Annotated in this window: 18 protein-coding genes, 1 tRNA gene and 2 pseudogenes; 15 read left to right on the top strand and 6 right to left on the bottom strand. The window is 46.8% G+C overall.

Going from position 1 to position 26703, the window contains the following annotated elements; genetic code table 11:
- Positions 1 to 2038 precede the first annotated feature (2038 nt).
- From AAIE03_RS15400 to AAIE03_RS15410, 3 genes are all read left to right on the top strand, one after another.
- A complete protein-coding gene (locus tag AAIE03_RS15400; protein ID WP_105079018.1) occupies positions 2039 to 2776 on the top strand; it encodes a Rab family GTPase in 738 nt (245 codons plus the stop codon).
- Positions 2773 to 3381 (top strand): hypothetical protein, encoded by a 609-nt coding sequence (locus tag AAIE03_RS15405; RefSeq protein ID WP_105079019.1) that lies wholly within the window; start codon positions 2773 to 2775, stop codon positions 3379 to 3381. The genes AAIE03_RS15400 and AAIE03_RS15405 overlap by 4 nt, the downstream gene beginning before the upstream one ends.
- A 177-nt stretch (positions 3382 to 3558) precedes the next feature.
- Positions 3559 to 4803 carry a hypothetical protein gene (locus tag AAIE03_RS15410; protein WP_105079066.1) on the top strand — a complete coding sequence of 415 codons (1245 nt, stop codon included), beginning with the start codon at positions 3559 to 3561 and terminating at the stop codon, positions 4801 to 4803.
- 261 nt (positions 4804 to 5064) lie between these two features.
- Here AAIE03_RS15410 and AAIE03_RS15415 read toward each other — a convergent pair.
- Positions 5065 to 5436: pseudogene (locus AAIE03_RS15415) on the bottom strand (tyrosine-type recombinase/integrase); the annotation flags it as partial.
- Between the two features lie 69 nt (positions 5437 to 5505).
- Here AAIE03_RS15415 and AAIE03_RS15420 point away from each other — a divergent pair.
- The 4 genes from AAIE03_RS15420 to AAIE03_RS15435 all read left to right on the top strand — a co-directional run bounded on the left by AAIE03_RS15420 (position 5506) and on the right by AAIE03_RS15435 (position 11962).
- Positions 5506 to 6626, top strand: a protein-coding gene (locus AAIE03_RS15420) for an IS3 family transposase (RefSeq protein ID WP_105079020.1) whose coding sequence is annotated in 2 segments (ribosomal slippage) — positions 5506 to 5764 and positions 5764 to 6626 — 1122 coding nt in all. Because the reading frame shifts where the segments join, the coding sequence is not laid out codon by codon here.
- Positions 6627 to 6751: 125 nt separating this feature from the next.
- Complete coding sequence (locus AAIE03_RS15425; RefSeq protein ID WP_105079021.1) at positions 6752 to 8827, top strand: McrB family protein; 2076 nt, start codon at positions 6752 to 6754, stop codon at positions 8825 to 8827.
- Positions 8820 to 10118, top strand: coding sequence for an McrC family protein (locus AAIE03_RS15430; RefSeq protein ID WP_105079022.1), 1299 nt, complete (start codon positions 8820 to 8822; stop codon positions 10116 to 10118). Before AAIE03_RS15425 ends, AAIE03_RS15430 begins: the two co-directional genes overlap by 8 nt.
- Before the next feature lie 104 nt (positions 10119 to 10222).
- Positions 10223 to 11962, top strand: a complete 1740-nt coding sequence (locus AAIE03_RS15435) for an Alw26I/Eco31I/Esp3I family type II restriction endonuclease (RefSeq protein WP_263751439.1) — start codon at positions 10223 to 10225, stop codon at positions 11960 to 11962.
- Positions 11963 to 11975: 13 nt separating this feature from the next.
- Here AAIE03_RS15435 and AAIE03_RS15440 read toward each other — a convergent pair whose 3' ends face one another.
- From AAIE03_RS15440 to AAIE03_RS15455, 4 genes are all read right to left on the bottom strand, one after another.
- Entirely contained in the window at positions 11976 to 13166 is a 1191-nt protein-coding gene (locus AAIE03_RS15440) for a DNA cytosine methyltransferase (RefSeq protein WP_105079024.1), read from the bottom strand.
- The gene (locus AAIE03_RS15445; RefSeq protein ID WP_498563078.1) at positions 13159 to 14781 is read right to left on the bottom strand and encodes an Alw26I/Eco31I/Esp3I family type II restriction adenine-specific DNA-methyltransferase; all 1623 of its coding nucleotides are present in this window, start codon (positions 14779 to 14781) and stop codon (positions 13159 to 13161) included. The genes AAIE03_RS15440 and AAIE03_RS15445 overlap by 8 nt, the downstream gene beginning before the upstream one ends.
- A gap of 247 nt (positions 14782 to 15028) precedes the next feature.
- The gene (locus AAIE03_RS15450; RefSeq protein WP_105079025.1) at positions 15029 to 16276 is read right to left on the bottom strand and encodes a tyrosine-type recombinase/integrase; all 1248 of its coding nucleotides are present in this window, start codon (positions 16274 to 16276) and stop codon (positions 15029 to 15031) included.
- A 198-nt stretch (positions 16277 to 16474) separates the two neighbouring features.
- A tRNA-Leu gene (locus AAIE03_RS15455) sits at positions 16475 to 16559 on the bottom strand.
- Positions 16560 to 16790: 231 nt separating this feature from the next.
- Here AAIE03_RS15455 and AAIE03_RS15460 point away from each other — a divergent pair.
- The 5 genes from AAIE03_RS15460 to AAIE03_RS15480 all read left to right on the top strand — a co-directional run bounded on the left by AAIE03_RS15460 (position 16791) and on the right by AAIE03_RS15480 (position 22102).
- On the top strand, positions 16791 to 17282 hold the full coding sequence (locus AAIE03_RS15460) for a YjjA family protein (protein ID WP_019106731.1): 492 nt from the start codon (positions 16791 to 16793) through the stop codon (positions 17280 to 17282).
- Between the two features lie 182 nt (positions 17283 to 17464).
- A complete protein-coding gene (locus AAIE03_RS15465; protein ID WP_006121820.1) occupies positions 17465 to 18100 on the top strand; it encodes a hypothetical protein in 636 nt (211 codons plus the stop codon).
- A 12-nt stretch (positions 18101 to 18112) separates the two neighbouring features.
- On the top strand, positions 18113 to 18781 hold the full coding sequence (locus tag AAIE03_RS15470; RefSeq protein ID WP_013024411.1) for a MarC family NAAT transporter: 669 nt from the start codon (positions 18113 to 18115) through the stop codon (positions 18779 to 18781).
- A gap of 158 nt (positions 18782 to 18939) precedes the next feature.
- Entirely contained in the window at positions 18940 to 20508 is a 1569-nt protein-coding gene (locus tag AAIE03_RS15475; protein ID WP_161611365.1) for an ABC transporter substrate-binding protein, read from the top strand.
- Positions 20509 to 20599: 91 nt separating this feature from the next.
- A complete protein-coding gene (locus AAIE03_RS15480; protein ID WP_013024409.1) occupies positions 20600 to 22102 on the top strand; it encodes a helicase HerA-like C-terminal domain-containing protein in 1503 nt (500 codons plus the stop codon).
- A gap of 32 nt (positions 22103 to 22134) precedes the next feature.
- Here the strand turns inward: AAIE03_RS15480 and AAIE03_RS15485 are convergent, their stop codons facing one another.
- Positions 22135 to 22629 (bottom strand): hypothetical protein, encoded by a 495-nt coding sequence (locus tag AAIE03_RS15485; protein WP_014606710.1) that lies wholly within the window; start codon positions 22627 to 22629, stop codon positions 22135 to 22137.
- 604 nt (positions 22630 to 23233) lie between these two features.
- Between AAIE03_RS15485 and AAIE03_RS15490 the strand changes: the two genes are divergently transcribed.
- The 3 genes and pseudogenes from AAIE03_RS15490 to AAIE03_RS15500 all read left to right on the top strand — a co-directional run bounded on the left by AAIE03_RS15490 (position 23234) and on the right by AAIE03_RS15500 (position 26445).
- Positions 23234 to 23539, top strand: a complete 306-nt coding sequence (locus tag AAIE03_RS15490; RefSeq protein ID WP_014606711.1) for a helix-turn-helix domain-containing protein — start codon at positions 23234 to 23236, stop codon at positions 23537 to 23539.
- A pseudogene (locus tag AAIE03_RS15495) lies at positions 23536 to 24786 on the top strand (type II toxin-antitoxin system HipA family toxin). The gene AAIE03_RS15490 and the pseudogene AAIE03_RS15495 overlap by 4 nt, the downstream one beginning before the upstream one ends.
- A 369-nt stretch (positions 24787 to 25155) precedes the next feature.
- Positions 25156 to 26445, top strand: coding sequence for a DUF445 domain-containing protein (locus AAIE03_RS15500; RefSeq protein ID WP_442829011.1), 1290 nt, complete (start codon positions 25156 to 25158; stop codon positions 26443 to 26445).
- Positions 26446 to 26703 lie beyond the last annotated feature (258 nt).

Here is a 26703-nt window from a genome sequence, read left to right on the forward strand (position 1 = left end):
ATTCATCATATCGACGAAAACCCAAGCAACAATGCCCCGCATAATCTATCGGTGCTTTGCCTCATATGCCATAACGACACCCAAGTGCGGGGCGGCTTTGGCAAACAACTCACAGAGACAGTTGTAAGGCAATACCGTGATGACTGGCTAACTCGCGTTAAAGCGCGGCGAGATAGTGCAGACGAGTAGCAGTGAGCATGATGTCTGGCAACAATCATACTTACCGCACCACCAAGCATTACGAGGAACAAAGCTTACGGGTGCCATCAAACCGAGATGGATTATACGACTATATTGACTTGTTACCGCTGGTTAAAAAAGTACTGCTATCAAACTCTACAGAGGGGTGGGATATAGGTTCAACTGCCTCTATGGTTGAGGCAAACGAGGCGTACATAATTGGCCTACAAGGAATACTAATCGGGCTACTCGACTACTACCAAAATAAGTGCTTCGAGTCGCAAAGCCCACATGAGTTTTTAAGCGATGTAATATCAACTCGCTACCAATGGCACCGCCTAAGGCTAGAGCCTGAGGGGCCAAATACAGGGGGCACAATAGTCCAAACTATACAAGGCGCTGCTGTGGCTAACGATCTTGAGCACATGATTGTAGACCTGGTGATAGCGCTTATCGGTTACGATGATTCATATAATTACAACGACTGGCATGATGAGTGGCTAGGCCAGAACCGTCCGGTGTCGTCTGGCGCAACCAGGGCATAAGTATGGGTAGATTTTGTATAGCCTGTTTTTGGCGCATAGATATCATTAGCGCCGTGATGGGGTATTAACCGATCAGCGACGTAGGCGTCATCTATGTTCTGCTTTCACTCATTCTCTTATCAGGTAGCCGTTATAGTCCGGTGGCTGAAACCGTTGCAGAGCCAGATGCTTTCCCGATCTGGTTAGGATTCCCATCTATCGCCTGTTTATTCCCTGTGCTGTCTCACGACATGGCATTACGGAACACCGCGCTAAGTGTGGAACGAATGAAATTTTTGGGATGATTTAGAGACGTGGGCTAGGCGTCATAGCTTTCAAGTTGAAAACTGTACGTGTTTGAAGCTTGGAACTACACGCCGCTATGAGATAGTATTCCCTAAATCTGCCACTAATAACTACAGCGGCAATTTCTGGTTAAAGGTATATGTCATTTATTACATGCAAAAAAGGTGGAATTTTAACTCTAACTTATTGATAAGTAATAATTTATATGACTTTGTGCGAAGGCCGGACTCGAATTTCACACCCAATAGACTGATATCAATGTTGTTTATAAATAGGAATAAATAGTTATACCCGCACTTGTACCCACAAGTTAAAATCCGTACAAAAAATAAGCATTTCGAGTGGGTGTAAAGCCTTACCAGTAGAACACCGATATGGCTGTCAAAGCAAGATTCACGCAGGCAGGAAAGTTTTCCTCAGAGGTATCAATTCCCATCCACTCAGAACAAAGTCAGACATGGCCGCGAAATGAACGTTAACCCTTACTTTGCTATGCTAGTGCCCATGGCAAATCTCTGCGTCTATTTACTGGTTTTAGAGTACCCTCGTTTCTCAATTGTTGAGCGGCCCAACGAATGTCATATTGCCACGTATACAACATATCGCCGGAAGACCTAAGCTCAGCCTCGTAGCTGTCCCATACATACTTTGAAACTTCACGTGGCCAAGCACTACCACCCCGTTCCTGAAGACACTCGATGATCCATTTTTTCATGCTTTCCCTAGTTACCATCATATATCCTGATCTTCACTCGTTGATCGATACATCGCAATACTAGCATTCACAGCTTCTGGCACAAGGTGGGCAGAACCTAAGCGCTTTTAGTCTGCTATGAGCGAGGAGCGGACTTTAATTTGCAGATTACTTTGCCCCGGGAAACTGAAACCAAATTTTCACAGAAAATGTTATTAGTATGAATTTAATTTAGATAATTATCTGTATTAGAGATAGATGGAAGATATTGTTGAATAATAGGGTTAATTTGATACGATGCTCATACAGAACAAAACTATAATTTGGAATTCCTATGTTTAAAAAATGGATTGAAAAGGCTGTCGGAGCAGTTGTTATAGCTTTAACTAAGGTTGCGATAGATAAGGTTCCGGGTATGTACAAAGGATTAGTTGATTGGTGGAATGGTAAGAGCATTGCTATCATTGGACCAACAGCATCAGGAAAAAATAGCTTTTTCAATAAGTTAAGCGGAGACGTTGTTCCTGCAGAGCACATACAGACAAGAGGTGCTGAAAACGTAAAGACCTTCAACATTTCTTGGCCACTTCCTAATAAAAGCGAAGTGAAATTTAAATGTAAAAATTCGATTAATGTCGGTGGGGAGATTGATGAAAGAGAAAGATTCTGGTTGCAATCTTGCAAAGAGGCAGATGTGATTTTTTATTTAGTTGATTTTGATAAGTTAACTAACGACACTGAAAACACTATGCGCAGAATTAAATCTGATTTTAAATGGATTGCATCAAACATTCCAAAGTTTAAAAAAGAAAGCGCTTTATTTATTATTATAAATAAAATGGATCTAATATTTGATGGAAGCGTTGATCCTTCAACTATCGAGGAAAAATTGACTTCTGCATTAATTGTCCACCGTGAAAATCTCGATGAAGCAACTCAGAAAACCTTAGGTAGTTATACTAGTAGGATTTCTGGTCTAAGTCCTATGAGTATGACTGATTCTCATATATTTAGTATTTGTTTTACCTCTGCATTACAAATGATTTTTGATTCTGAGGGGAAAGTGAAATGAGATGCATATGGTTGCTGCCTGACAGAACACAGACAGGTTGTATCAGAGCCCTCGAAGGTGGGACAATACACAACTTACATGAACATATCGATCTTAGCGTACTACCACCTGAGTTAATACTTGGTATACCTGAAGAATTGTTTCGGACAAAGTTAGAATTGAATTTCTTATTTGGTCAATTTACAATTTTAAATTCAGGGGAAAGGATTTTTTGCATTTCAGCTCCAGCTGGTAGAGATATATCAGGTAGGATTGTATCAATATCCAATTTGCAGATTTTGGGTGAAAAAGAAGAACCAACCCTTAAATTTTCGGTACCATCAAATATTTCAAATGAAGATAGAGAAATAATCACAGAGAATTTTGCGAGTCAAAACGAGAATTATCTCAAGAAGCTTGACCCCATCAAAAAAATGCTTAATGCAGTTATGCTTGAAAAAAAAACACGTTCGTTTTCTAGTGAAACGTTAATTTCCGCTAGTAACAAGCCTGAGTGGATGCCTCAAAAAAAAAAGCCATATCAGGATGGAGTAATTAGTAAAAAAAATATAACTTTGCTTATATTTCTCATTGCTATAGCTGTCCTTTTTTACTTAAGATTCTGACTCCCTCCCCACAGGTAAGGTCAGAGAGGCTGCTTTGAGCGAGAAGCGGACATATGATGTTTAGAAACAGCGCGATTTGCAGTTAAGCAATCTAAGTTACTGAGATACCATAGTTGGAACTGCTGGTGGGTTTGTGTGAAACACAATCATTATCACTATAAGGAAATGAAAATTGAAATGAATACTAAACTTTTAGCCTATTTAAACAATGAGTTACATGGAGTGTGGATAGATAGTGAAAATCGCAATATCCACATAATACTTAAATCAAGCATTCCTATAATTAAATCCGTCTGGTCAGGAGCACCTATCCATCTTTTGGTAGGTTTATCTACTAAAAAAAATATACTAGTGATCGGGATGTTGATTGAAGATAATGTCGATAATCCATTTTTACTGGCCTATCCACCAAGAGAGGAAGATGAAATCAAAGGGCTGGATTTGTTATTGTCAGGTGATTATGATGGTATTCAATTAACATTTTTTGATTCGCATACAATGCGTGTTATGGATCTGAAAATAAAAGTTTCGGGAAATTTACCGGATAAATATTTAAAAAATTTTTGTGCTAATTCCTATTCTCTCAATTCAGGATTTAGGGAAGGCAATGAAGCAATGGATGAATTCTGCAACAATGCTTTGACTGGTAACGAGAAAATATTCAGTCTGCCACTAAGTGTAATCGATAAAAAATCTTACCTTGCAAGTGTTCATGAACCAAACGATACCGAATTAACATATGAATTTAGCGCCAGCAAAAACGGCTCTGAGGGATATGAGCAGGAAGCTCTTATAAATCATGCTTTGCGGCAAATTTTTTCACCTGAAGAAGTGTTTTTTTCTCCCTATGTTATTGAGGGTAATAAAAAAAGAGAACTAGTTGATATTTTTGTTGTAGAAAATGACCACGTATTATCTATACAGTCTAAAGCATCATCATTGATTGAAATGGGATTAAAATCTCATGAAAAGCTTTGTGGCATGTATAAGAAAAAAGCATTGCAAGGTATCGATCAGGTTAAAGGCGTTATCCCAATTCTAAATAATGATGTGGTTATTAGTCATGATGGGATGGAACATTTAATAAAGAGAAGAAGGGGTGTTTATCATTTGGTGATAATCTCAGATCTTGTTTTAGAGAAAGAAGATGCTGAAAAGATTTATGACGAAATTAGCAACCTTAAAGAGTCAAAAGGGGCGAGAGTTTTAGTTATGAGTCTTGATGGTCTTGTGAATTTTATAAAGCTATCAAGATTAAATAAAAGAATGTTTTGGGAAATGCTGGAGACTAAATACAAGTTCAGCATAAAAAACCGTACAATTTTAATTAGAGACATCGACTCTAGCCAAGAGAATAATCTACCATTACTTGCCACTGATCAATACCTATCACTTCTTCGAGGTAAGGGAAAATTAAAATAAATTTTATCAATGATACCGTTGCCACGTACCGAGGCTGGCTTATGAACTGCACAGAATGGTTTTCCAGCAGTTCTGCGACCGCAGCTGCACATCGATGCCGGATTGTGCCTGCAATTATGCAGCTGGCCGCGTACTCAGCTAAGAGAATCTGCTGGCACTGGACTGAATAACCCGAACGTCCAAAGAGCGCGCAGTTTCATGTCAAAAAATAAACAGCTTGTCTGCTTCTGGCACAGGGCTGCTGTTGCAGCCCTGACAACCTTAGACTTCAATCGATTCAGAGATCTCTAACGCATCATCGATTTCAATGCCCAGATAACGAACTGTGCTTTCCAGTTTCTTATGACCCAACAGAAGTTGGATCACCCGGAGATTGTTGGTTTTCTTGTAGATCAGGTAAGGTTTTGTTCTTCTCATGGAATGTGTGCTGTAAAGCGAATCTTAGAGACCAAGCTTTTCTACCCACCCATGAAAGATTCGGTTGTATTGCCGGGTTGAAATGTGCTGGTTAGTTCCGACCCGAGACCGAAACAAGAAGTCTTTACTGTGCAAATTGCTAAGCTTTATCAATGCAGCAACAGCTTCTCTTGCCCCTTTGGTTATCTCGAATTGCACAGGGCTGCCGGTTTTCTGACCTGCTCCCCATTGATTAATACACCGCGATGTTAGTAATGTCTTCATAAGCCACATGAGGACATCCCCATGAAGAAGCGATTTTCCGACGAACAGATCATCAGTATTCTCCGCGAGGCAGAAGCCGGGGTTTCGGCCCGGGAACTCTGCCGTAAGCATGCTATTTCAGACGCCACCTTTTACACCTGGCGCAGGAAGTTTGGCGGCATGGAAGTCCCCGAAGTGAAGCGGCTCAAGTCACTTGAAGAGGAGAACGCCCGCCTTAAGAAGCTGCTCGCTGAAGCCATGCTGGATAAGGAGGCGCTTCAGGTGGCTCTGGGCCGAAAGTTCTGACGACGGACCAGAAGCGGGAAGCCGTGGAAGCCATGTGTGAGACAACGGGCCTGTCGCAACGCCGTGCCTGCAGGCTGGCCGGTCTGTCACTTTCAACCTGCCGTTATTCGGCTCAGCGCCCGGCTGCTGACGCGCAGCTGTCTTTACGTATCACAGAGCTGGCACTTGAACGCCGCCGATTTGGTTACCGCCGCATCTGGCAGTTATTGCGTCGGGAGGGCTTTCACGTCAACCACAAGCGGGTTTACCGCATCTGTCACCTTAACGGTCTGGGTGTAAAACGCAGGCGGCGCCGTAAGGGGCTGGCGACTGAACGGCTTCCGCTTCTTCGCCCGGATGCGCCGAACCTGACATGGTCGATGGATTTTGTCATGGATTCACTTGCCAGCGGCCGCCGGATTAAGTGCCTGACCTGCGTAGATGATTTCACGAAGGAGTGCCTGACGATCACCACGGCATTCGGGATTACAGGCGTTCAGGTGACACGTATTCTGGACAGCATTGCGCAGTTTCGTGGCTATCCTGCAACGATAAGAACCGATCAGGGCACGGAATTTACCTGCCGCGCGCTCGATCAATGGGCCTTTGAACATGGCGTTGAGCTGCGCTTAATCCAGCCGGGCAAGCCAACGCAGAACGGATTTATTGAGAGTTTCAACGGTCGCTTTCGGGATGAATGCCTGAATGAACACTGGTTCAGCGATATTCTTCATGCCCGGAAAATCATTAATGACTGGCGGCAGGACTATAACGAGTCCAGACCTCATTCATCGCTGAATTACCAGACGCCGTGTGAATTTGCAGCATGCTGGCGAAACGGGAAACATGAAGAAAAACCAACCGGCATTACTAACTGAAGGTTGTATCAAATACTGGGGGCAGGTCAATGGCACTTGGCTGCAAACTCATGCTTGGTAAGATAGATCATAAAACAACTCATTGGCTACCTTGTAAGAAATGTGGCATCAAAGGAAAAACTACGATGGATCTTGTTGATAGTATTGAAGCAGGCAAGCTGACGATCAGTGAATTGATTGATGTCCTGGCGAAAGATAAAAATTACTCAGCTTCCAAGTGGGATCAGCGATACCGTGAATTTACGACCTTGCTACAACAAACCTCAACTTTTTCTGCGCCTGAAACGGATGATTTAGTCAAGAGGCTCTGGTATGAACGCGATAACGGTATTGCCAGTATTCGTCAGGGCGTTCCATCATTAGCAGAATATCAGCAAAGCCTCCCATTGCTTAGAGAACTCACCGAACGGATTCGTCAGCAACCGAATGAAGCAACCTACCAATACGTAGGCAATGCGCTACAGCAGGCTAAAGAGACCGGACAGCTTAAGCGCATGTATTGGAGTTTAAGAAATCGTGTCTTTGCCGCGTTCTCGCCAGATAACTTCACCAGTACTGTGGATGAGAATGCTTTTAATAAAGCAGCAGAATTCCTAAATCAACACTTCCATCTCGGTTTGGTACTGACCGGAAATTGGTTACAGAAAAACTATGATTTGAAACAAGCCATACACGCCAAATCTCCTAACAAAGATCCTTATTACGTGAATATGGCCATCTGGCATCTCTATGAATTGCTCCGTGAACGCGATAATGAACAAAAGCAGGAGAAAGTAGCTAGCACGACATCCATAACCAGCAGTGAGCCCGTCGAGAACAAGACCATTCCACATTCACCAACTAACGTGATCTTCTTTGGCCCCCCAGGCACTGGCAAGACCTTCACGTTGCAGCAAAAAATGAAAGAGTACACTTCTCATGCAGTTCCTGCTGATCGTGATGCCTGGCTGGATTCTCGCCTTGAATCGTTGAACTGGATGCAGGTTATAACGCTGGTGCTGCTCGATCTTGGGAAACGAGCCAAAGTTCGCCAAATTATTGAACATATGTGGTTTCAACGTAAGGCATTATTAAACGGTCGTAATGGCAACCTATCGAATACTGCCTGGGCGGCTTTGCAAGCCTATACAGTTCCCGAGTCGTTAACCGTTGATTATAAGAATCGGCGTGAGCCTGCCGTATTTAACAAAACAGATAACAGCGAGTGGTTGATAGTTGATTCACAGCTCGAGCAAGTGGAGGATTTGGTAGAACTCTACGCCGAACTTAAACGTGGTCCAAAATCTGCCGAAGCCATTCAACGATTTTCGGTTGTTACGTTCCACCAATCATACGGCTACGAAGAATTTATTGAGGGTATCCGCGCTCGCTCTGACGAAAGTGGCAACATCTCTTACCCTATTGAGCCGGGTATCTTTATGCGGCTGTGTCAGCGTGCCAATGCTGATCCAGCACATCGCTACGCCATTTTCATTGATGAGATCAATCGCGGAAACATATCCAAGATCTTTGGTGAACTAATCTCACTCATTGAAGTAGACAAGCGTACGGGTATGTCCAATGCAATGAGCCTGCAACTGTCTTATAGCGGTAATCACTTCAGCGTACCCGCCAATGTCGACATCATCGGAGCCATGAATACCGCAGACCGTTCTTTAGCTCTGATGGACACGGCTTTGCGCCGTCGCTTTGACTTTGTCGAGATGATGCCTGATCTCTCTCTACTGAGTGGAACCAAAGTGAAAGGCATAGAACTCGAGCCGTTGTTAGAGAAACTAAATAGCCGCATCGAAGCGCTTTACGATCGAGAACATTCGCTGGGGCATGCGTTCTTTATGCCGGTAAAAAATGCACTCGATGCCGGTGATGAAGAAACTGCGTTTAAACAATTGAAGATCGCATTCCAGAAAAAGATCATTCCGCTTTTACAGGAATACTTTTTCGACGACTGGAACAAGATCAGGTTGGTGCTGGCAGACAACCAGAAACAAGACGACAACCTGCAATTCGTGATTGAGAAAACCGACGATCTCGATACGCTTTTTGGTAACAACCATGGTTTACGACGCCATGATCAGCAATCGACAGCTTACGAGCTCGAAGCATTTGATCAAGAGATCTGGAATATGCCTCAGGCTTATCGTTCAATTTATCAACCCCAGCAGACCACTCCTGATGAGCAGGCCGTAAACCATGGGTGAAGTTATCTCAGTTTTTGAATATGACCTGTTGGGGAGTGGAAAAGCAGCTTCAGTTGGCGCAAAGCTGGTGCCTCAACAGGTCTTTGATTATTTAGAAGCACTTAGCCTAGCAAGTATTCAAGGGGGCCAATTTCTCAAACTCACCTCTCGCTCAGGTTTCAAATTGCTTCAGGTGCAAAACTACGCGGGGATGCTTTCTACACCTCACGGTTTCCAGCTTGAGATACTGCCCAAGGTTGGTAAAAACCTCACGACTGCGAGTGCGCGAGAAACATTATTGACGATGTTAAGCCATCTGCCTGGTTTTCGGCATATTCAAACCCAACAGGCAACTCTGCAGGCTCAGCGCATGCCTTTACTTGAGATTTTTATCAGTCAGTTTTTGCTTAGCGTCAGCCAATTGCTTAAACAAGGATTACGCTCCGACTATGTGAGCGAGCAAGGTAATCTGCCTTTTATGAAGGGCAAGCTGATGCTTTCTGCACAGCTGCGGCATAACGCGGTGAATCGCCATAATTTTTGTGTCGATTATGATGACTATATGCCTAATTGTGCAGCCAATCGGCTACTACACTCCGCACTGGATAAGTTACTTAGTCTGCAGCTATCATCAGAGAATCAACGCTGGCTTTACGAACTGCGCTTTGCGTTTGACGGTATCCCACTTAGCCGGGATATTGAAAGTGATATAAACAGCTTACGCCTCGAGCGTGGTATGGCTCATTACTACGAGCCAATGGCCTGGGCGCAGCTGATTCTGAGAGGAATGAGCCCGAGTGCCTTGCAGGGAAACACCAACGCAATATCACTCTTGTTCCCTATGGAAGCGGTATTTGAGTCTTTTGTTACACAAACCCTCCCCCACGAGCTTCCTCCTCACCTTAAAGTTAAATCACAGGCTGCCACTTATTCTTTGGTAAAGCATGGGCTTAACGATTGCTTTAAGCTTCGTCCTGATTTGTTGATTCAGTCACGCCAACCAGTTCAAACCAAAATGGTGATGGATACTAAATGGAAGCTGGTAGATAACAACTCACAAAAAAAATCACTATATGGATTAGCGCAATCCGACTTCTATCAAATGTTTGCCTACGGCCAAAAATACCTTGGTGGAACAGGCGAGATGTATCTGATTTACCCTGCGCACGATGACTTTAGCCAACCGATACAGCAGCACTTTGCTTTCTCGGACACTTTAAAATTATGGGTTGCGCCATACCGGATTACAGCAAAGCGTGGGGAGAAGATGATGTGGGCGAGTGATGTGTTCAGTATATCGCTTAGGAGCTAAGATGATGAGGAACCAGTCCTATGACAAAATGGGTTTTCTCTAAGTATAGTTTTAGGTGAAAATGAATACAATGTCTAATTACGACTTTCTTACATGGAGATGTTATGAAAATTGCAAAAATTGCAGTTGTTCCAGATTTTGATAAAATAATTAGCGACTACAAAAGTAACCACTCAGACCAAAATATAATGAAAAAAAATGTAAAACCTAAATATGGTGATGCAGCATTTCTAGCGTATTCCCAGAAAATAGTTAAGCATCCAAATTATGCTGGAATGCCAGACCCTTTTGGGGAAAAAGGTGAGATTCAATGGGAAGCCCCATCAAATAGGGCATCAGGAAAATTTAAGCACACTCATCAACGACGCTATGAATGGTGGAAAAATAAAGCAAAAAGCATCGGGATAAATCCCGATACTGAAAATGCTTGGATTAGTAAAACAGCTAAAATAATTCATCCATTTGGAGTTAAACCCTGCAAAAAATGCGGTAAAGAAATGGAATTGTCTTACTCTTATCCCAACGAACATTTCTTTTCTCGGGTTAAAAAACTTAATTATATCGATGAGACTTTTGAGCTATCTCAAAACGAACACATAATCGATCTTTTAACACGCTTGGATGATCGTTTTGGTGAAAAAATATACTCAGACTTATCATATTTATTTTCTACAAAATTTATCACAACGCCTGAACTACCAAACAATCTCGAAGCATGGATTGAGTATCTGAAAGAACAATACATACCTCAAGAATCTCGCATGCTAAGCCCTGGAGCTATGGCAAACCCTCCAGACCGTTTTGATGGATTCCATTCATTTAACCGCTGTTGTCGCTCTACTGCTGATAAAGGAAGAACTAAAGAAAATCTTAAATCCTATGTTACTGATCGAAGAGTTTTCGAATATTGGGTTGACGGTGATTGGGTTGCTGCTGATAGGCTAATGGGCCAAGTTAGAACAAATGATATTTTTATTGAAGAAGAATGCTTGAATACAGGGAATGGAGGGTTACACCCTATGCCTTGCCAAGCAGACCATATTGGCCCGATATCACTAGGATTTTCCCATCGTCCTCAATTTCAACTACTTTGTAAATCATGTAATAGTGCCAAAAATAATCGCATGTATTTAAGCGATATAACCTCTTTATTAGAAGCTGAGAATGAAGGGCATACAGTTATTTCATGGTTCGCAGAGGAGGTATGGAATCGTCTGAAACACTCTGTAGATGATACTGAAAAAGCCTTAAGACTAAGTAAAATACTACGTGATAACAGACATACGTACATGAACCTCCTTAAAAAAATACTTGATGAAGGGTATTATACTTTCCTTGCGAGTCTTTTACATCTTGAAGTAGCTAATTATACTCCAGAATTTGAAGGGTTATATATTTCAAAGCATGTGACTTACTTTAAAGCAATAAAAAGATTAAAACGTGAAACAAAATATACAATTGTGCAAAAAGCAAGAAGAATAAGAATAGCATTTACTTCATTGAATGATTATCATAGAAAAGAAAGTAGGAATGCATTTATAGTATCAAATGAATTGTCTGATAATTACTTTACTGAAGCCTTGAATAACCTACAATCATTAAGCACAGTTACAAACAGCTTAGATGAAAGAATAGCCGGAATAATGTCCGAGAATTCAAATTCAGAAAACGAGTTCAAAGACATCATTTTGGAGCTACAAGAAATAATTACAAAAAATCAACAAAAATTCAATATGATATTAAAAAAACTAATGTCAGGGATGAGTGAAATAGGAAAGGAATTAGAATTATCTTGGACAAGTGATCGTTATGTTCGCTCAAGCCCTGATGAGGTAATAGAATAAAAAAACAGCCCTCTTAAAAAGAGGGCTTTACATTCCTGTTATAATACTCTGAAGCAGTGATATAACCTCTCATGAACAGTTGATAGTCATTTTCAGGTTGATGGATATAGTATTTACCAATTCCATCTTCACCATGCTGTAAAGGAGGGAGGTCAGATAATGCATGTTTAACAGAAACCCAAGAATCCTTTTGCTCAGTTATTTTTTTTGGAGGTTCGATTGAAAATAAAGGATCGTTTGAACCTACTAATATAACTCTTTTTCGGCGTTGAGGAATTGCATAATGTTCAGAGTTTAATACCCACCCATTCATAGTTTTCATGGTTGATGATAGTTCTTCTTTAACCCTTTCAAACACCTTGCCTTTTTCCATATTCAACAGACCAGCAACATTTTCAAAAATAAAACCGTTTGGTTTTATCTGATCCAAGAGGGATTTATAATGCATGAAGAGTGAGTTTCTTGGATCATCCATTGTTCTTGCATTTCCTGCCGTAGAAAATCCTTGACATGGAGGCCCCCCCAGTATCCACAATTGTTTATCAGAATATGTTTTTTTGATTCCTGATAATTTATTTATTATTTTTGAGAAATTTTCATCATCAGAAATACTTCCGCAAATAACTTCTTCATGAACATTTCTTGAATATGTTTGTAGATATTTTTCCTCAATATCATTAGCTAATAATGGAGTCCATCCAGCCCATTTGAACCCTAACCCAAGCCCCCCTGCCCCAGAAAACAAATCGACATAGTAACCAGTATTACCTATGGCTCTCTCTATTTCTTTCGCAATCAAAAAAGCCAAAAATGGAGGTACGGCATTACCAATTTGGGTATTAACTGCTGTTTGCCCTCCACAGAAAATAAAATCATCTGGGAATGATTGCAATCTTGCTGCTTCTCTCTGGGATAGGACACGATTTTGCTCATAGTGGATATGACAACCATTTCCAGGCCGGTTAAAATAAGTATTAATAGTATATGCAGGCATATCTGGAAGTAATCTACCGTAGTAGGTTGAACGGCTTCCTTTTCCTTGTGCATAGCTTTCCCGAATTTGTTCTATTCTTTTAGATGGTACATCTAAAGGAATGTTTTTCCAGTTACCGCCTGGCGGTACCGAATTAACAATCATCATATCCAGTTCACTTAGCTTTGCAGCCTTATGATTGGGAATCATTAATGCTTCACTTTTAGCCATAATGTTGAAACATCCTCAGTAAATTTTCTTTTTCTGCTAACTCAATCTTATCAAATGAAGACAAAAGTTTATCAAATTCATTCAAATTCAATTTGTAAATTTTTTTGGCTATATAAGCCTCAATTTTCAGTTCAGCATCACAGCACCCATTCATGCAAGAGATTACCAGCTGTTTTAACTCAGTATGTTGCGATAATATTTTTTCAGACGGTATCGCAGTCTTTCTTAAAGCTGATAATGAAACATGGCCAGTGGCTAAAAAGCTTCTTAATTGAAATTCAAAACAAAGGGAGTTTATTATTCCCAATAAACTAAAAAGTGAATCCTGTGATCCATTTTGATAATAGACCACCCCCAGTGAATTCCCTGCTAATGAATCAGGAGGAATTACTGCTGCGATTACTCTTCTCTTTTGACTTGGACGAGAAATATCACGCCATGCAATTCTTTTAAAATTAGAACTGGATGGAACCTTATCAATTCTTTTAGTTATCTTTAAATTATAACTAATGTCAAAGTTGTATCTTCCGATCATTTTCCCTTTAACGAATAGGTATCCATCCCCATTTTTTTTTGTCCAATTGCTACTCCCCGTCTCATCGATTTCTCTTCCCGCCCATATTTCTCCATTTTTTTCTAAGCTATTCCAAGTTGAGTATTCCTCTTGCAGCTTCTTTAATAAATGGATTGCATGAACACCTTGAGATATTGGAATGCTAAGATGTTGAGTATCTATACTAGATAAATCAAAACACCCGAATGAATTAATATTTAATTTTTTATCATATACACTAAGCTGCATGTCCTTATTAAAAGAATCGCCTTTAATTAAAATAAAAGAACATGAAGACACATCAGCGCCATTGAATAACTTTGCTTCCGCTGGATAATAGTTTATGAAATCAAGCCTTCCAGTGTTAAAGAACTTTTGACGCAAAGTAAAAGACTGTTCATCAGCAAAAAAAGATGCAGGCATAACAATAGCTAATATACCATTTTTGTTACATATTTCTAAGCTAAGCTCTGCACCAACACGTGAAAGATTAGTCCCCCAACCAGCAAATTTGCGCTTCGGTTGTGAATATGGTAAAACTTTTGACAAATAATCATCAAACTCTCGAAGCGAGTCGATATATTTCGATTTAATAGATGGCTCAAATAGATTGAGTTCCCTGGAGTCTGGTTTTATATTCTCCCAAGGTGGGTTAGTAATAACACAATCAAAGTAATCGATATAGTTTTCAAACTCATAAAAAACATCAATATTTTTTACAGTAACTTTAATATTTGCACCAGCTAATTCAAGTTCAGCTAACTCACTTTGAGCATGAACAAGGCCAGCATGTTCTATATCAAATAGATAAACATTCCATTCCACATCAGGAAAGCCATTTAATATCCATTGTTTAATAAGCAATGTGATAAGTCGTCCGTCTCCTGAAAATGGATCCGCAATATTATAATTTTTTTTACCAGTTGCATTTATTAATGGCAATAATTTCTCTATCATCAAAAATGCAATTTTTTCATCAGTATAGTACTTGCCTGTCGCTTTCTCAGCGAACTTTTCAGCATTATTTAAAGACAGTGAATTAATTAAATGGATATGTTTCATGTTATATATTTCTTCCATCATCAGGATAAGATTGTATCATTTTGAGTGTGAATACTCAACAACAACTGTACATAAATACAGCTTTTTTTTGAGCAAACCTAGGTTGAACACACGTAGATAAAATAAAAGTCACGGAAATAACTTCCCTTGACTTTTATTTAGTTTTGAAAGGGTTTAACTTTCATTTAGTTAAGAACTAAAAAAGCATATACCCTAGATACTAATAATATATGTCTTAATATTGTTGCTACTTTCCAAATTCAAACGGACTTACAATCTTCTCCCGATTAGCATCCAGATAATCCGCCCACCACTGCACCATCAATCTACGCTCTCCCAAATGCTCAGCCTTATGAATGTAGGCCGCACGTACAGAGTTACGTTCCTGATGGCTCATCTGCCTCTCTACCGCATCCTTCGACCACAATCCCGATTCAATCAACGAACTACAAGCCATCGTCCTAAAACCATGCCCGCAGACTTCAACTTTCGTATCGTACCCCATAACCCGCAGTGCCTTGTTCACCGTGTTTTCACTCATCGGTTTACGTGGATCGTGATCGCCAACGAAAATCAGCTCTCGATTCCCGTTCATGCATTTGATCTTTTCCAGAATAGCTAAGGCCTGACGCGATAAGGGAACAAGATGTGGAGTCCGCATCTTCGAACCACGCTGAGAATGCTTAACGCCTTCAAGTGGTTCACGCTCACCAGGGATAGTCCACATCGCCGTTTCAAAATCTACTTCTGCCCAGCGAGCAAAACGCAGCTCGCTTGAACGGATGAAAACTAACAACGTGAGTTCAACCGCCAGTCGAGTTAACGGCCTACCAGAATAGTGATCAATGCGGTGAAGTAATTCAGGAATGCGGTTAAGCTCTAATGCAGCACGATGCTGTCTTTTCGCCGTAGCAACCGCACCAGCAATCTCCTGCGCGGGGTTGTAGTCGATTAAGCCGCTCTGTACGGCAAAGCGCATAATCGCGGTAGTCCGCTGCTGTAAACGGGCGGCGACTTCAAGACGTCCGGATGATTCCACAGCCTTAATGGGTACAAGCAAATCTCGTGTCTTCAGTTCCGCAATGTTCCGCTTACCGATAGCAGCAAAGAGATTATCTTCAAGGCTTTTCAAAACACGGGCACTGTGCGATGTAGACCACTTCTGATTGCTGGCATGCCAGTCTCTGGCAACCACTTCAAAAGTTATCGCCTCTTGCTCCTGCTCTACCTTAACGGCTTTCTTGTTCTCACTGGGATCAACGCCATTAGCTAACAGCTTACGGGCTTCATCCCGGCGAGCCCGGGCATCTGCCAGCGAGACTTCAGGGTATTTCCCCAGTGCCAGCATCTTCTCTTTGCCGCTGAAGCGATAACGAAGTCGCCAGTATTTAGAACCGTTAGGGTGAACCAGCAATACCATACCGTCACCATCAGTGAGCTTATAGGCTTTTGCTTCAGGCTTAGCCGAACGAACTTTCACATCACTCAGAGCCATGATGAGTATCCTTTCAAGGGTTCTGTGTGGGTACAAACATTATCGAACCGGGATATACCCGCAGATGTACCCGCATCAGTAAGTTGATGTAGATTGAATCAGGTTGACTTAGGTTGAGTGAAAAAGCGAGGAAAGCCTTGCGGATACTGGATTTCAGGCACAAAAAAAGACGTCCGTTGACGTCTATTGATGTTCCGATGGTGCCGAAGGCCGGACTCGAACCGGCACATCTTTCGATGGTTGATTTTGAATCAACTGCGTCTACCGATTTCGCCACTTCGGCACTGAAGAGGATGCGGAAAACGTTGGGGATTATACCGTTACGTGCCCAGCAAGCAACCCAATTCCGCTGTGATGTGCGCTAAGCGGCGAAAAAACACACGGAACCCGGTAAACCCGCGCTGTCCCGCTGCCAGAATCCTCCCAAACCGCCTTCTCCTTACGATCTCGTCGGAACTTTCTCATCCGCACCGCCTCTTAACAGCACGAAGCATAAAACCCAACCGAGGTCGAAATGAAAAAGCGCCATATCGCCTGCGCCCTGGCAGCCCTGCTGCTGGCGGGTAATGCGTCAGCTGCAAGCTGGCAGGATCAACTGAGCAGCGCCGCCAACCAGCTGAGTCAGCAAAACAACGGTGCAACAGGTCAGCAGAACGGCGGGCTGTCGATGTCCTCCATTACCAGCCTGCTGAACAGCAACGACAAAGCCATGAGCGCCAACAGCATGACCAATGCCGCCGGCGTAATGCAGTACTGTGTGGAGCACAACGTGGTGAAAAACAACGTGCAGTCGGTAAAAGATCAGGTGCTGAGCAAGCTGGGCCTGAATACCACGGCGGCACAGGAGCAGAAACCGGATTACACCCAGGGTGTGGCCGGGCTGCTGAACACCGGCAATGGCCAGCAGCTAAACCTGCAAAGCCTCAGCAACTCGCCGATGGGCGAGAAGCTGAAAACTAAAGCCTGTGACGTGGTGTTGAAACAGGGTAAAAACTTTATCTCCTGACAGCCGCCTGCCAGCCCCGCGCTGGCAGGTTTATCGCCTCTTCTTACCCGCTTTTTTACCGCCAGTCAGTCCCCCGCCCGCTGTCTGCATCACCTTGTATCGCAACACGTTAAGTCATAAGTTTTCCTTCCTAATGCGTTGGGCGCTATAGTGATGTTTTGGATTTGAACAGGACAGCACGCATGAAAGGTATCAACATCGCAATTTACTTCGATCCAGACCTGATCACAGCCTGCGTAAATGCGTCAGAAGGGAGCTATGTAAACAAAAAGTTCGAGTACGACGATGGGGTGATCGAAGAGATCTACCAGTGGCTCGAAGAGTACGATCCCAACCGCACGCATATCTGTCTGATTGAAAACGAAAGCGCCGAGCTGCTGGCCGACGAGCTGGTGGATAACGGTTATCACGTCCATCAGGTCACCATCCACCAGCTGCTGACCTGGTTCGCCGCCGAACCGCCCAAGTCCCCCGATGGCACGCCGATGCGCCTGATGCTGCGCTATATGGCAGAAGAGCATCCGCGCGAATATGAATCCCGCACGCCGCAGACCGAAGCGTTGATGGAGATGTTCGACGAGCTGGACGCGCTGGAGATGGTGGAAGATAACGAAGACGAAGATAACCTGCCCGCCGACCTGCTGCGCAGCATGAAGAAGCACAAAATCAGCGCCAGCGATGCGGCACAGCGCCTGATCCCGGACGTAAACGAACGTATCCGCGAGCACCTGATGCAGTACCCGGAGCTGATGACGCCGGAGATCCTGCAAGACTTCTTCCCGGAGCTGCTGGAAGCGCTGGAACGTCCTAAACACTAAGCGGGATAAGGCATGCTGGAGTTAATCAAAGCAATTGGGTTAGGGCTGGTGGTGATCCTGCCGCTCGCCAACCCGCTCACCACCGTGGCGCTGTTTTTGGGCCTGGCCGGTGAGATGAATTTTCAGGAGCGCAACCGCCAGGCGCTGCAGGCGAGCATCTATGTGTTCGCCATCATGATGGTGGCCTGGTACGCAGGCAGCGCGGTGCTGCACACTTTCGGTATCTCCATTCCGGGGCTGCGCATCGCGGGCGGGCTGATCGTGGCGTTTATTGGTTTTCGGATGCTGTTTCCGGCGAAGCCGGTGGGCCATTCGGTTGAAGCTAAGCACAAGCACGATGAGCTGGAAACCGCGCAGGAACCGGTGAACATCGCCTTTGTGCCGCTGGCGATGCCGAGCACGGCCGGGCCAGGGACGATCGCGATGATCATCTCCTCGGCCTCTACCGTGCGCAGCGGGGTGGATTTCCCTGCCTGGGTACTGAACGTCGCGCCGGTGCTGACGTTCCTGGTGGTGAGCGTGATTTTATGGATTTCCCTGCGCAGTTCAGGGGCGATCATGCGCCTGGTGGGCAAAGGCGGCATCGAGGCGATCTCCCGCCTGATGGGCTTTTTGCTGGTCTGCATGGGCGTCCAGTTCATTATTAACGGCGTGCTGGAAGTCATTCATAACTTCCACTGACGGCCTGAGCCGCCCGCATCATGGCGGCCTGTCACCTAAGACAAATCGGCTAAGACAAATCGGCTAAGACGAAACTGGCATAGCTCAGAACAAACCGGCATTTTGACCTGCTCTGGCGCGGGTTACAGTAGGGTTATCAATCATTAAGGATAACCGCTATGCGCAAACCGCTGCTCCTGCTTACCGCCCTTGCTCTCTCCTCTGCCGCCCACGCGGCAACGCCGAAAGATACGTTTGTGGTCGCCGTGCCGCTAGATGGCATTATCAGTTTCGATCCGGCGGAAAGCTTTGAAACCGTCAGCAACAGCAGCCTGCGTAATATCTATCAGACGTTACTAGAGCCGGACCATCAGGATCCGCAGAAGCTGGCCCCGCTGGCGGCCCTGCGCTGGCAGGCGGGCAAAACCCCGCACAGCCTGGTGTTTGACCTGAATCCGCAGGCGCGTTTTGCCAGCGGCAATCCGTTAACGGCGCAGGACGTGGTGTTCTCCTTTACCCGCGCGGTGAAGCTGAACAAAGCGCCCTCGTTTATCCTCGGGGAATTTGGCTGGACGCCGGAGAACATCGATCAGCAGTTCACCGTGATCAACGATCATCAGCTTGAGCTGCGCTGGCCGGCAGAGATCGGGCAGGATCTGGCCCTGCGCCTGTTGACCGCGCCGGTCTCCTCCATTGTTGACAGCAAGCTGGCGCAGTCGCATGCCGCCAATAACGACTTCGGCAATGGCTGGCTGAAAACCCACTCTGCGGGCAGCGCGGCCTACGCAATCAAGCAGTTCGTGCCCCTGCAGGCGCTGGTGCTGGAGGCCAATCCCAACAGCACCCAGAAAGCGCACCTGAAACGGGTGCTGCTGAAAGGCGTGGCCGATCCGGGCACCCGTCGGCTGCTGATCCAGCAGGGCGATGTGGATGCGGCGTACCAGTTGGGGCCGGATCAGCTTGCCTCGCTGAAAAGCGATCCCAACGTGCACATTGCCGCCTTTCCCTCCAGCCTGATCTACTACCTGGGCTTTAACACCAAAAGTACGCAGCAGCCTGCGCTGGGCAATCCGGCCTTATGGCAGGCGGCGCGCTGGCTGGTGGACTACGACAGCCTGGCGAATCAGCTGCTGAAGGGGCAATATCGCGTACACCAGAGCTTCCTGCCCCAGGGCTTTGACGGCGCGCTGGAAACCAAACCGTTCCACTACGATGTCGAGAAGGCCAAAGCGATATTAGCCAAAGGCGGCATTAAGCCCGGCGCGCATATCGCGCTGTCGGTGGTGAATCAGCCGCCTTATATCGATATTGCCCAGGCGCTGCAGTCGAGCTTTGCGAAGGCGGATGTAAATCTGGATATCCAGCCGGTGGCGGAATCCGAGCTGTGGAGCAAGATGCGCAGCCGCAACTTTGAATCCATCTTTACCTACTGGGGCGCGGACTACATCGATCCCAACACCAACGCCAGCACCTTCGCCTATAACGTGCCGAACGGCAGCAAAACCCTGGCCTGGCGCGTAGGTTGGGATATTCCGGAGCTGAGCGCCCTGACGCGCAAAGCCGCCGGAGAAAGCGATGCTGCGAAGCGCCGGGCCGATTACGTCTCGCTGCAACAGCAGCTTCAGCAGAACTCGCCTTACGTGGTGATGCTGCAGGGCGAGGTGCAGGTGGCGCTGCGCAAGAACGTGACGCACGCGCAACAGGGGATTGGCGTCACGCTGCTGAATTTTGAAGAGGTGGAGAAGTAAATTTCAGGGCGGCAGCACGTAATCTTTACTGACGGCTGCCGCCCCGCTGGCTATGCTTGACGCATGACTGACTATTTGTGAGTACTGCGCTATGACCGCTCCCCTGCTTATCGCCCAAACCCCTGACGTTCAACTGCACCTGCTGCCGCAGATGGCAAACCGCCACGGCCTGATCACCGGTGCCACCGGCACGGGCAAAACCGTGACGCTGCAAAAGCTGGCGGAATCCTTCTCTGCCATCGGCGTGCCGGTGTTTATGGCGGATGTGAAAGGCGATTTAACCGGCGTGGCGATGGCAGGCCAGAGCAGCGAAAAGCTGCAGGCGCGGCTGGCCAACATCGGTGTGACCGACTGGCAGCCGACCAGCAGCCCGGTGGTGCTGTGGGATATTTTCGGTGAGAAAGGCCATCCGGTGCGCGCGACGGTGTCGGATCTGGGGCCGCTGATGCTGGCGCGGCTGCTGAACCTGAACGAGGTGCAGAGCGGCGTACTGCAGATCATCTTCCGTATCGCTGACGATCAGGGCCTGCTGCTGCTGGATTTTAAAGATCTGCGCGCCATGACACAGTACATCGGCGATAACGCGAAAAGCTTTCAGACGCAGTACGGCAACATTAACAGCGCCTCAGTGGGCGCGATCCAGCGCGGGCTGCTGGCGCTGGAGGAGCAAGGTGCAGAGCACTTCTTTGGCGAGCCGATGCTGGAGATTAGCGACTGGATGCGCGTTGACAGCAACGGCAAAGGCGTTATTAACATCCTGTCGGCCGAGAAGCTGTATCAGATGCCCAAACTTTACGCGACCAGCCTGCTGTGGATGCTGTCAGAGCTGTATGAACACCTGCCGGAAGCGGGCGATCTGGATAAACCGAAGCTGGTGTTCTTCTTTGATGAGGCGCACCTGCTGTTTAACGAGGCGCCGCCGGTGCTGCTGGAGAAGATTGAGCAGGTGATCCGCCTGATCCGCTCCAAAGGCGTAGGGATCTGGTTTGTGACGCAGAATCCGGCGGACATTCCCGACAGCGTGCTGGGCCAGCTAGGCAACCGGGTGCAGCATGCGCTGCGCGCCTTTACCCCGCGCGATCAAAAAGCGGTGAAAACCGCCGCCGAAACCCTGCGCGCCAATCCGGCCTTTACAACCGTGGAGGCGATACAGGCGCTGGGCACCGGCGAAGCGCTGATCTCCTTTCTGGATGCCAAAGGCAGCCCGTCGGTGGTGGAGCGGGCGATGGTGATCGCACCCGGCTCGCGCATGGGGCCGGTGAACACGGACGAGCGCAACGGGCTGATCAACCATTCTCCGCTGTCGGGCAAGTACGACACAGAAGTCGATCGGGAATCGGCTTACGAACGTCTGCAACAGGGCGTTCAGGCCGCCAGTGACAAGGCCAATGCGCCCGAAGCCAAAGGCAATGCGGTGGCGGTCGATGACGGCATTCTGGGGGGATTAAAAGACATTCTGTTTGGCAGCACCGGTCCGCGCGGCGGCAAGCGGGACGGCGTGGTGCAAACCATGGCAAAAAGCGCGGGGCGTCAGATTACTAACCAGATCGTTCGCGGCGTGCTGGGCAGCCTGTTTGGCGGACGTCGTCGGTAAAATACGGTGGCAGCCGGGCTGCCACCTCAACGCTACTTGTGCTTCCAGCTGGTAGACACCGGATTGGTGACGGTGTTCTTTTCCTGGGTGTAAGTGCCGTTCTGCTGGGCAATCGCCTCGCCGGTATCAACAATCGCGTTCTGAATAAACACGTTCTGCTTGTCGCCGCGCACAAAGGTCAGCTGATGGAAGGCGGTTTTGTTGCCCCAGTCGGTGGAAGGCAGCGAGATAAAGCGCACCGTGAAGGTCTCATCATCAAACTTACCCTGCATCACGTAAACGCCGTAGTGGTTTTCGCCCTGCGAGATGATTTTATAGGTGCCGTTGTCGTAGTAATAAATTTCGGCATCGGGGAAGGGTTTTTTGTCGTACATTTTACGGTAATGCAGCACCTGCTTAATGGTGGGCTGGCCGAAGCTGACGGTCAGGTTTTTACCATCCTGCGAGGTGGTCAGCCCTTCCGCCTGCGCGGATACGCCACTCATTAACATCAACAGACTTGCGGTTGCCGTTGCGATTGCTTTCACGTGAATTCTCCTGGTCTGGTTCCATGGATAGGGTGCGTCAACAAATTGAGATACCGCACAGTGCATTGCGGTTGAGCCCAGAGTAAATTGAACAATTAATGCAAATAAGCCACTCAAGAACATCCACTTTCTTAACAAATTTTCCACGACATGCGCCAGTCGTGCGCTAAATCTGAGTGACAAGCGCCGGATAAAGCGTGCTATGGGTGCGCTGCTGCGAGGATAACCAATAGCAATTTTGCAGGGCGTTAACGATCAGAAATGTCGCATACTTTCACCATGTCTGACATGCATCCCCGTGGCTATCGCCATCATGAAACGGTAATGGCCAGGCTATCCACTGCCACGCTCGCTTTTTCCCCCTGCGCTCCGCATTGATAATGAGCTTAACGATATACGCTGAACTGACATTTCTATGACAGTTCTGCGCTTTTACGTACAGAAATCAGGTTGGGGTGATGTTCTCGCTACCCGCTCAGAGGCATAAATTATGCGAATTCGCGTTGAAAGGGTCAAAACGAAGATTGATTGTACAACTTAAAAAAAGGGACTATATTCCCATCATTGAACCAAAATTGGGAATTTAGTCCCGGATGATAGGTTGATGGCAAAACGAGATTTGCACAATGTGTTGTTTCCCAGGCAACGCAAAATCCTCATGCACTTTGGTGAGGATTTGCTATTGGCGATGAAACGCCGTGGCTTCACTAAAAAATTGCTATGCGAGCGAACCGGTTTTGATCATAAGACGATAAACAAGGCCTTCGCAGGCGATCCGGGCGTTGCCATTGGCACCTATTTAAAAATCATGGCCGTGCTGGGAATGGAAAACAATTTTGCAGAAATGGCGGCTCACGATGAGGTCGGTATTAAGCTGCAAAACATTAAACTGCTGGAAGGTTCAAAATGAGTCGTGAAAGCATTGAGGTCTATGCAGACTGGCAACCCATAGAGAAACCTTTATTGCTGGGCCACCTTTCTTACAGTGATTCCAGTCGTGGCGGTGTATTCAGCTTTTAATATGACAACGCATTTTTAACCTCTCCCCACCGTTTGCAAATCGATCCTATGCTGACGCTTCACTCAGGGGAACTCTACAACGACGAAGCAAATAAAAACTTCCGCGCTTTTCTCGATTCGTCACCCGATCGCTGGGGGCGTATTTTGATGCAGCGTCGCGCAGCGATTGAAGCGCGTAAGGGCATGCGGGCGAATAGTCGACTGACTGAGCTGGATTATCTTCTGGGCGTACATGATGCTTATCGAATGGGCGGTATTCGATTCAGGAAATCAGGATGCGATGATTTTCTGGATAACAACAGTGATTTTGCCGCCCCGCCAATCGCGGCGCTGCGAGAATTAGAGCATGCCGCCCTACAAATTGAAAAAGATGAAAATATTGATAGTGATGAATATTACGCCTGGTTGAAAATGCTGATTTCACCAGGGTCATCATTAGGCGGTGCAAGGCCAAAGGCCTGTGTGACCGATGAGAATAACCAGCTGTGGATCGCCAAGTTTCCCAACACCACAGACACCTGTGACATCGGTGCATGGGAGATGGTGTGCCATCAGTTGGCCATCGCGGCTGGCGTTAATATGTCTCCTGCCGAAATCAGGCGGTTTTCATCAACACACCATACCTTTTTAACTCGCCGCTTCGATCGCGAGGGTGAAAAGCGGATTCATTTTTCATCGGCAATGACACAGCTTCACTACTATGATGGTGAGCAGTCGCAGGGGGCCAGTTATTTAGAAATCGCCGAATTTCTCTCCACTCAGGGCGCGCAAACAAAAGCCGATTTAGCCCAGCTATGGCGCAGAATCGTGTTGAATATTGCCGTATCGAATACTGACGACCATCTGCGCAATCACGGTTTCTTGCTCACACGGCAGGGCTGGACGTTATCACCGGCTTATGACGTAAACCCGATTGTCGGCAAGCAAGGGCTTCATCTCAATATTAATGATTCAGACAACTCGCTCGATTACCGACTCGCTTTTGAGGTAAAAGATTTCTTCAGGCTGTCACAGAGTGACGCAACGAAAATCTACGATGAGGTGCTGAGCGCGGTGAAGTCGTGGCGACATGTTGCTAAGGGCTTAGGCATTGGCCGGGCCGAGCAAGCCCTACAGGAATCGGCATTCAACGTCTGACATCATAATGGGAATTTATTCCTATTAGGTAGCGATAAATGGGATTATAGTCCTTTTTTTTGTCGACAATGTACCTCACTTCCCAGCGTCAGTGCGCTGCTGGAGACCTGATTCGTTTCGGCTGCCCGCCGCCGGTTAACCCGTGATTTAACCCTGATCCGTTTCGTGCATTGAATCCTGTTTCTAATGCCGGGCACCTGATTCACGAAAGCCGTTATCCTGGGGATAAACTTTGGTGTGATTCATCTCACTACTCATCTACTTTGTCGCAAATTTACTGCGTTAAACAAGCCCCATTCTGATCGGGGTAACACGGGCGCAAACCGGCATTTTATACTTAATCATCAGGCAAGCTGCTAAGATCAGGACATGGATAAACAACGTGAACTAAAACGGACCAAACGTCTGGCGCTGTCGCTGCTGCTGCTGGCTGCCGCTACCTTTGTGGTTACCCTGTTTCTGCCGCCCAACTTTTACGTCAGCGGCATCAAAGCCATCGCCGAAGCCGCGATGGTCGGCGCGCTGGCTGACTGGTTTGCGGTGGTGGCGCTGTTTCGCCGCGTACCGGTGCCGTTTATTGCCCGTCATACGGCGATCATCCCGCGCAATAAAGATCGCATCGGGGAGAATCTGGGCCGCTTTGTGCAGGAAAAGTTTCTGGATACCGATTCGATGCTGAATCTGATCCGCCGTCACGATCCCTCGCAAATGCTGGCCACCTGGCTGAGCGCGCCCGGCAATGCCGATCGGATCGGTCGCCACCTGCTGCAGGTCATGCGCGGCTTTCTCGATCTGACCGATGACGCGCGCATCCAGCACTTTATGCGCCGCGCGGTGCATAAGGCGATCGACAAGGTGGATCTCAGCCAGAGCGGCGCGCTGATGCTGGAAAGCCTGACCAAAAATAACCGGCATCAGGAACTGCTGGATGCGGCGGTCGAGCAGTTGCTGCGGCTGCTGCATAAGCCCAGCACCCGGGAATTTATCGCCAGCCAGCTGGTGCGCTGGCTGAAGCGCGAGCACCCCATCAAGGCCAAAATGTTGCCGACCGAATGGCTGGGGGAGCACAGCGCAGAGCTGGTGGCCAACGCGGTGGATTCCCTGCTGGATGACGTGGCGCTGGATCAGGGCCACGAGCTGCGGCTGGGCTTTAATCGCGCGGTAGATCGCCTGATCGAAAAACTGAAAAACGATCCCGAGATGGCCGAGCGCGCCGAGGTAATCAAAGGCTGGCTGAAAGACGATCCCACGCTTAACCGCTATATTGGCGAGCTGTGGGGCGATCTGCGCGACTGGTTGAAAACGGATCTCAACAGCGAGGCGTCAAAAGTGCAGGACAAGGTCCGTCAGGCGGCCCTGTGGCTGGGCGAAACCCTGGCCGCCGATGAAGGGCTGCGCAGCTCAATGAATCAGCATCTGGAAGACGCTGCCCGCAGCGTCGCGCCAGAATTCGCGGCGTTCCTGACGCGCCATATCAGCGACACGGTGAAAAGCTGGGATGCGCGCGATATGTCGCAGCAGATCGAGCTGAATATCGGTAAGGACCTGCAGTTTATCCGCATCAACGGCACGCTGGTGGGCGGCACCATCGGGCTGATTCTCTACCTGCTGTCGCAGATTCCGGCGGTGCTGCCGGTGGTGAAAGGCTGGCTGGCCTGACGTAACCGCTCTGCTTTTTCGAACCCTGTGATTAAAGGGAGGTGAATATCACCTCCCTTAGGTGCGGCCTGAACGTGATTTACCTGAAGGACTTCACGATAATTTCAAGCAGTTGCAGTAGTGCAACCATGAGCTTCAGAAATACGCGAGCGATTTCTATCCATCTCATACGCTGGCTCCTGTGGTCAGGAGCACTTACAGCCTGCGACCCTTTCCGCTGCCTGTAACAGGCTGATTAGGTTGATAATGCATGATGTT

It is taken from the genome of Pantoea sp. Ae19-2 (genome assembly GCF_059801205.1).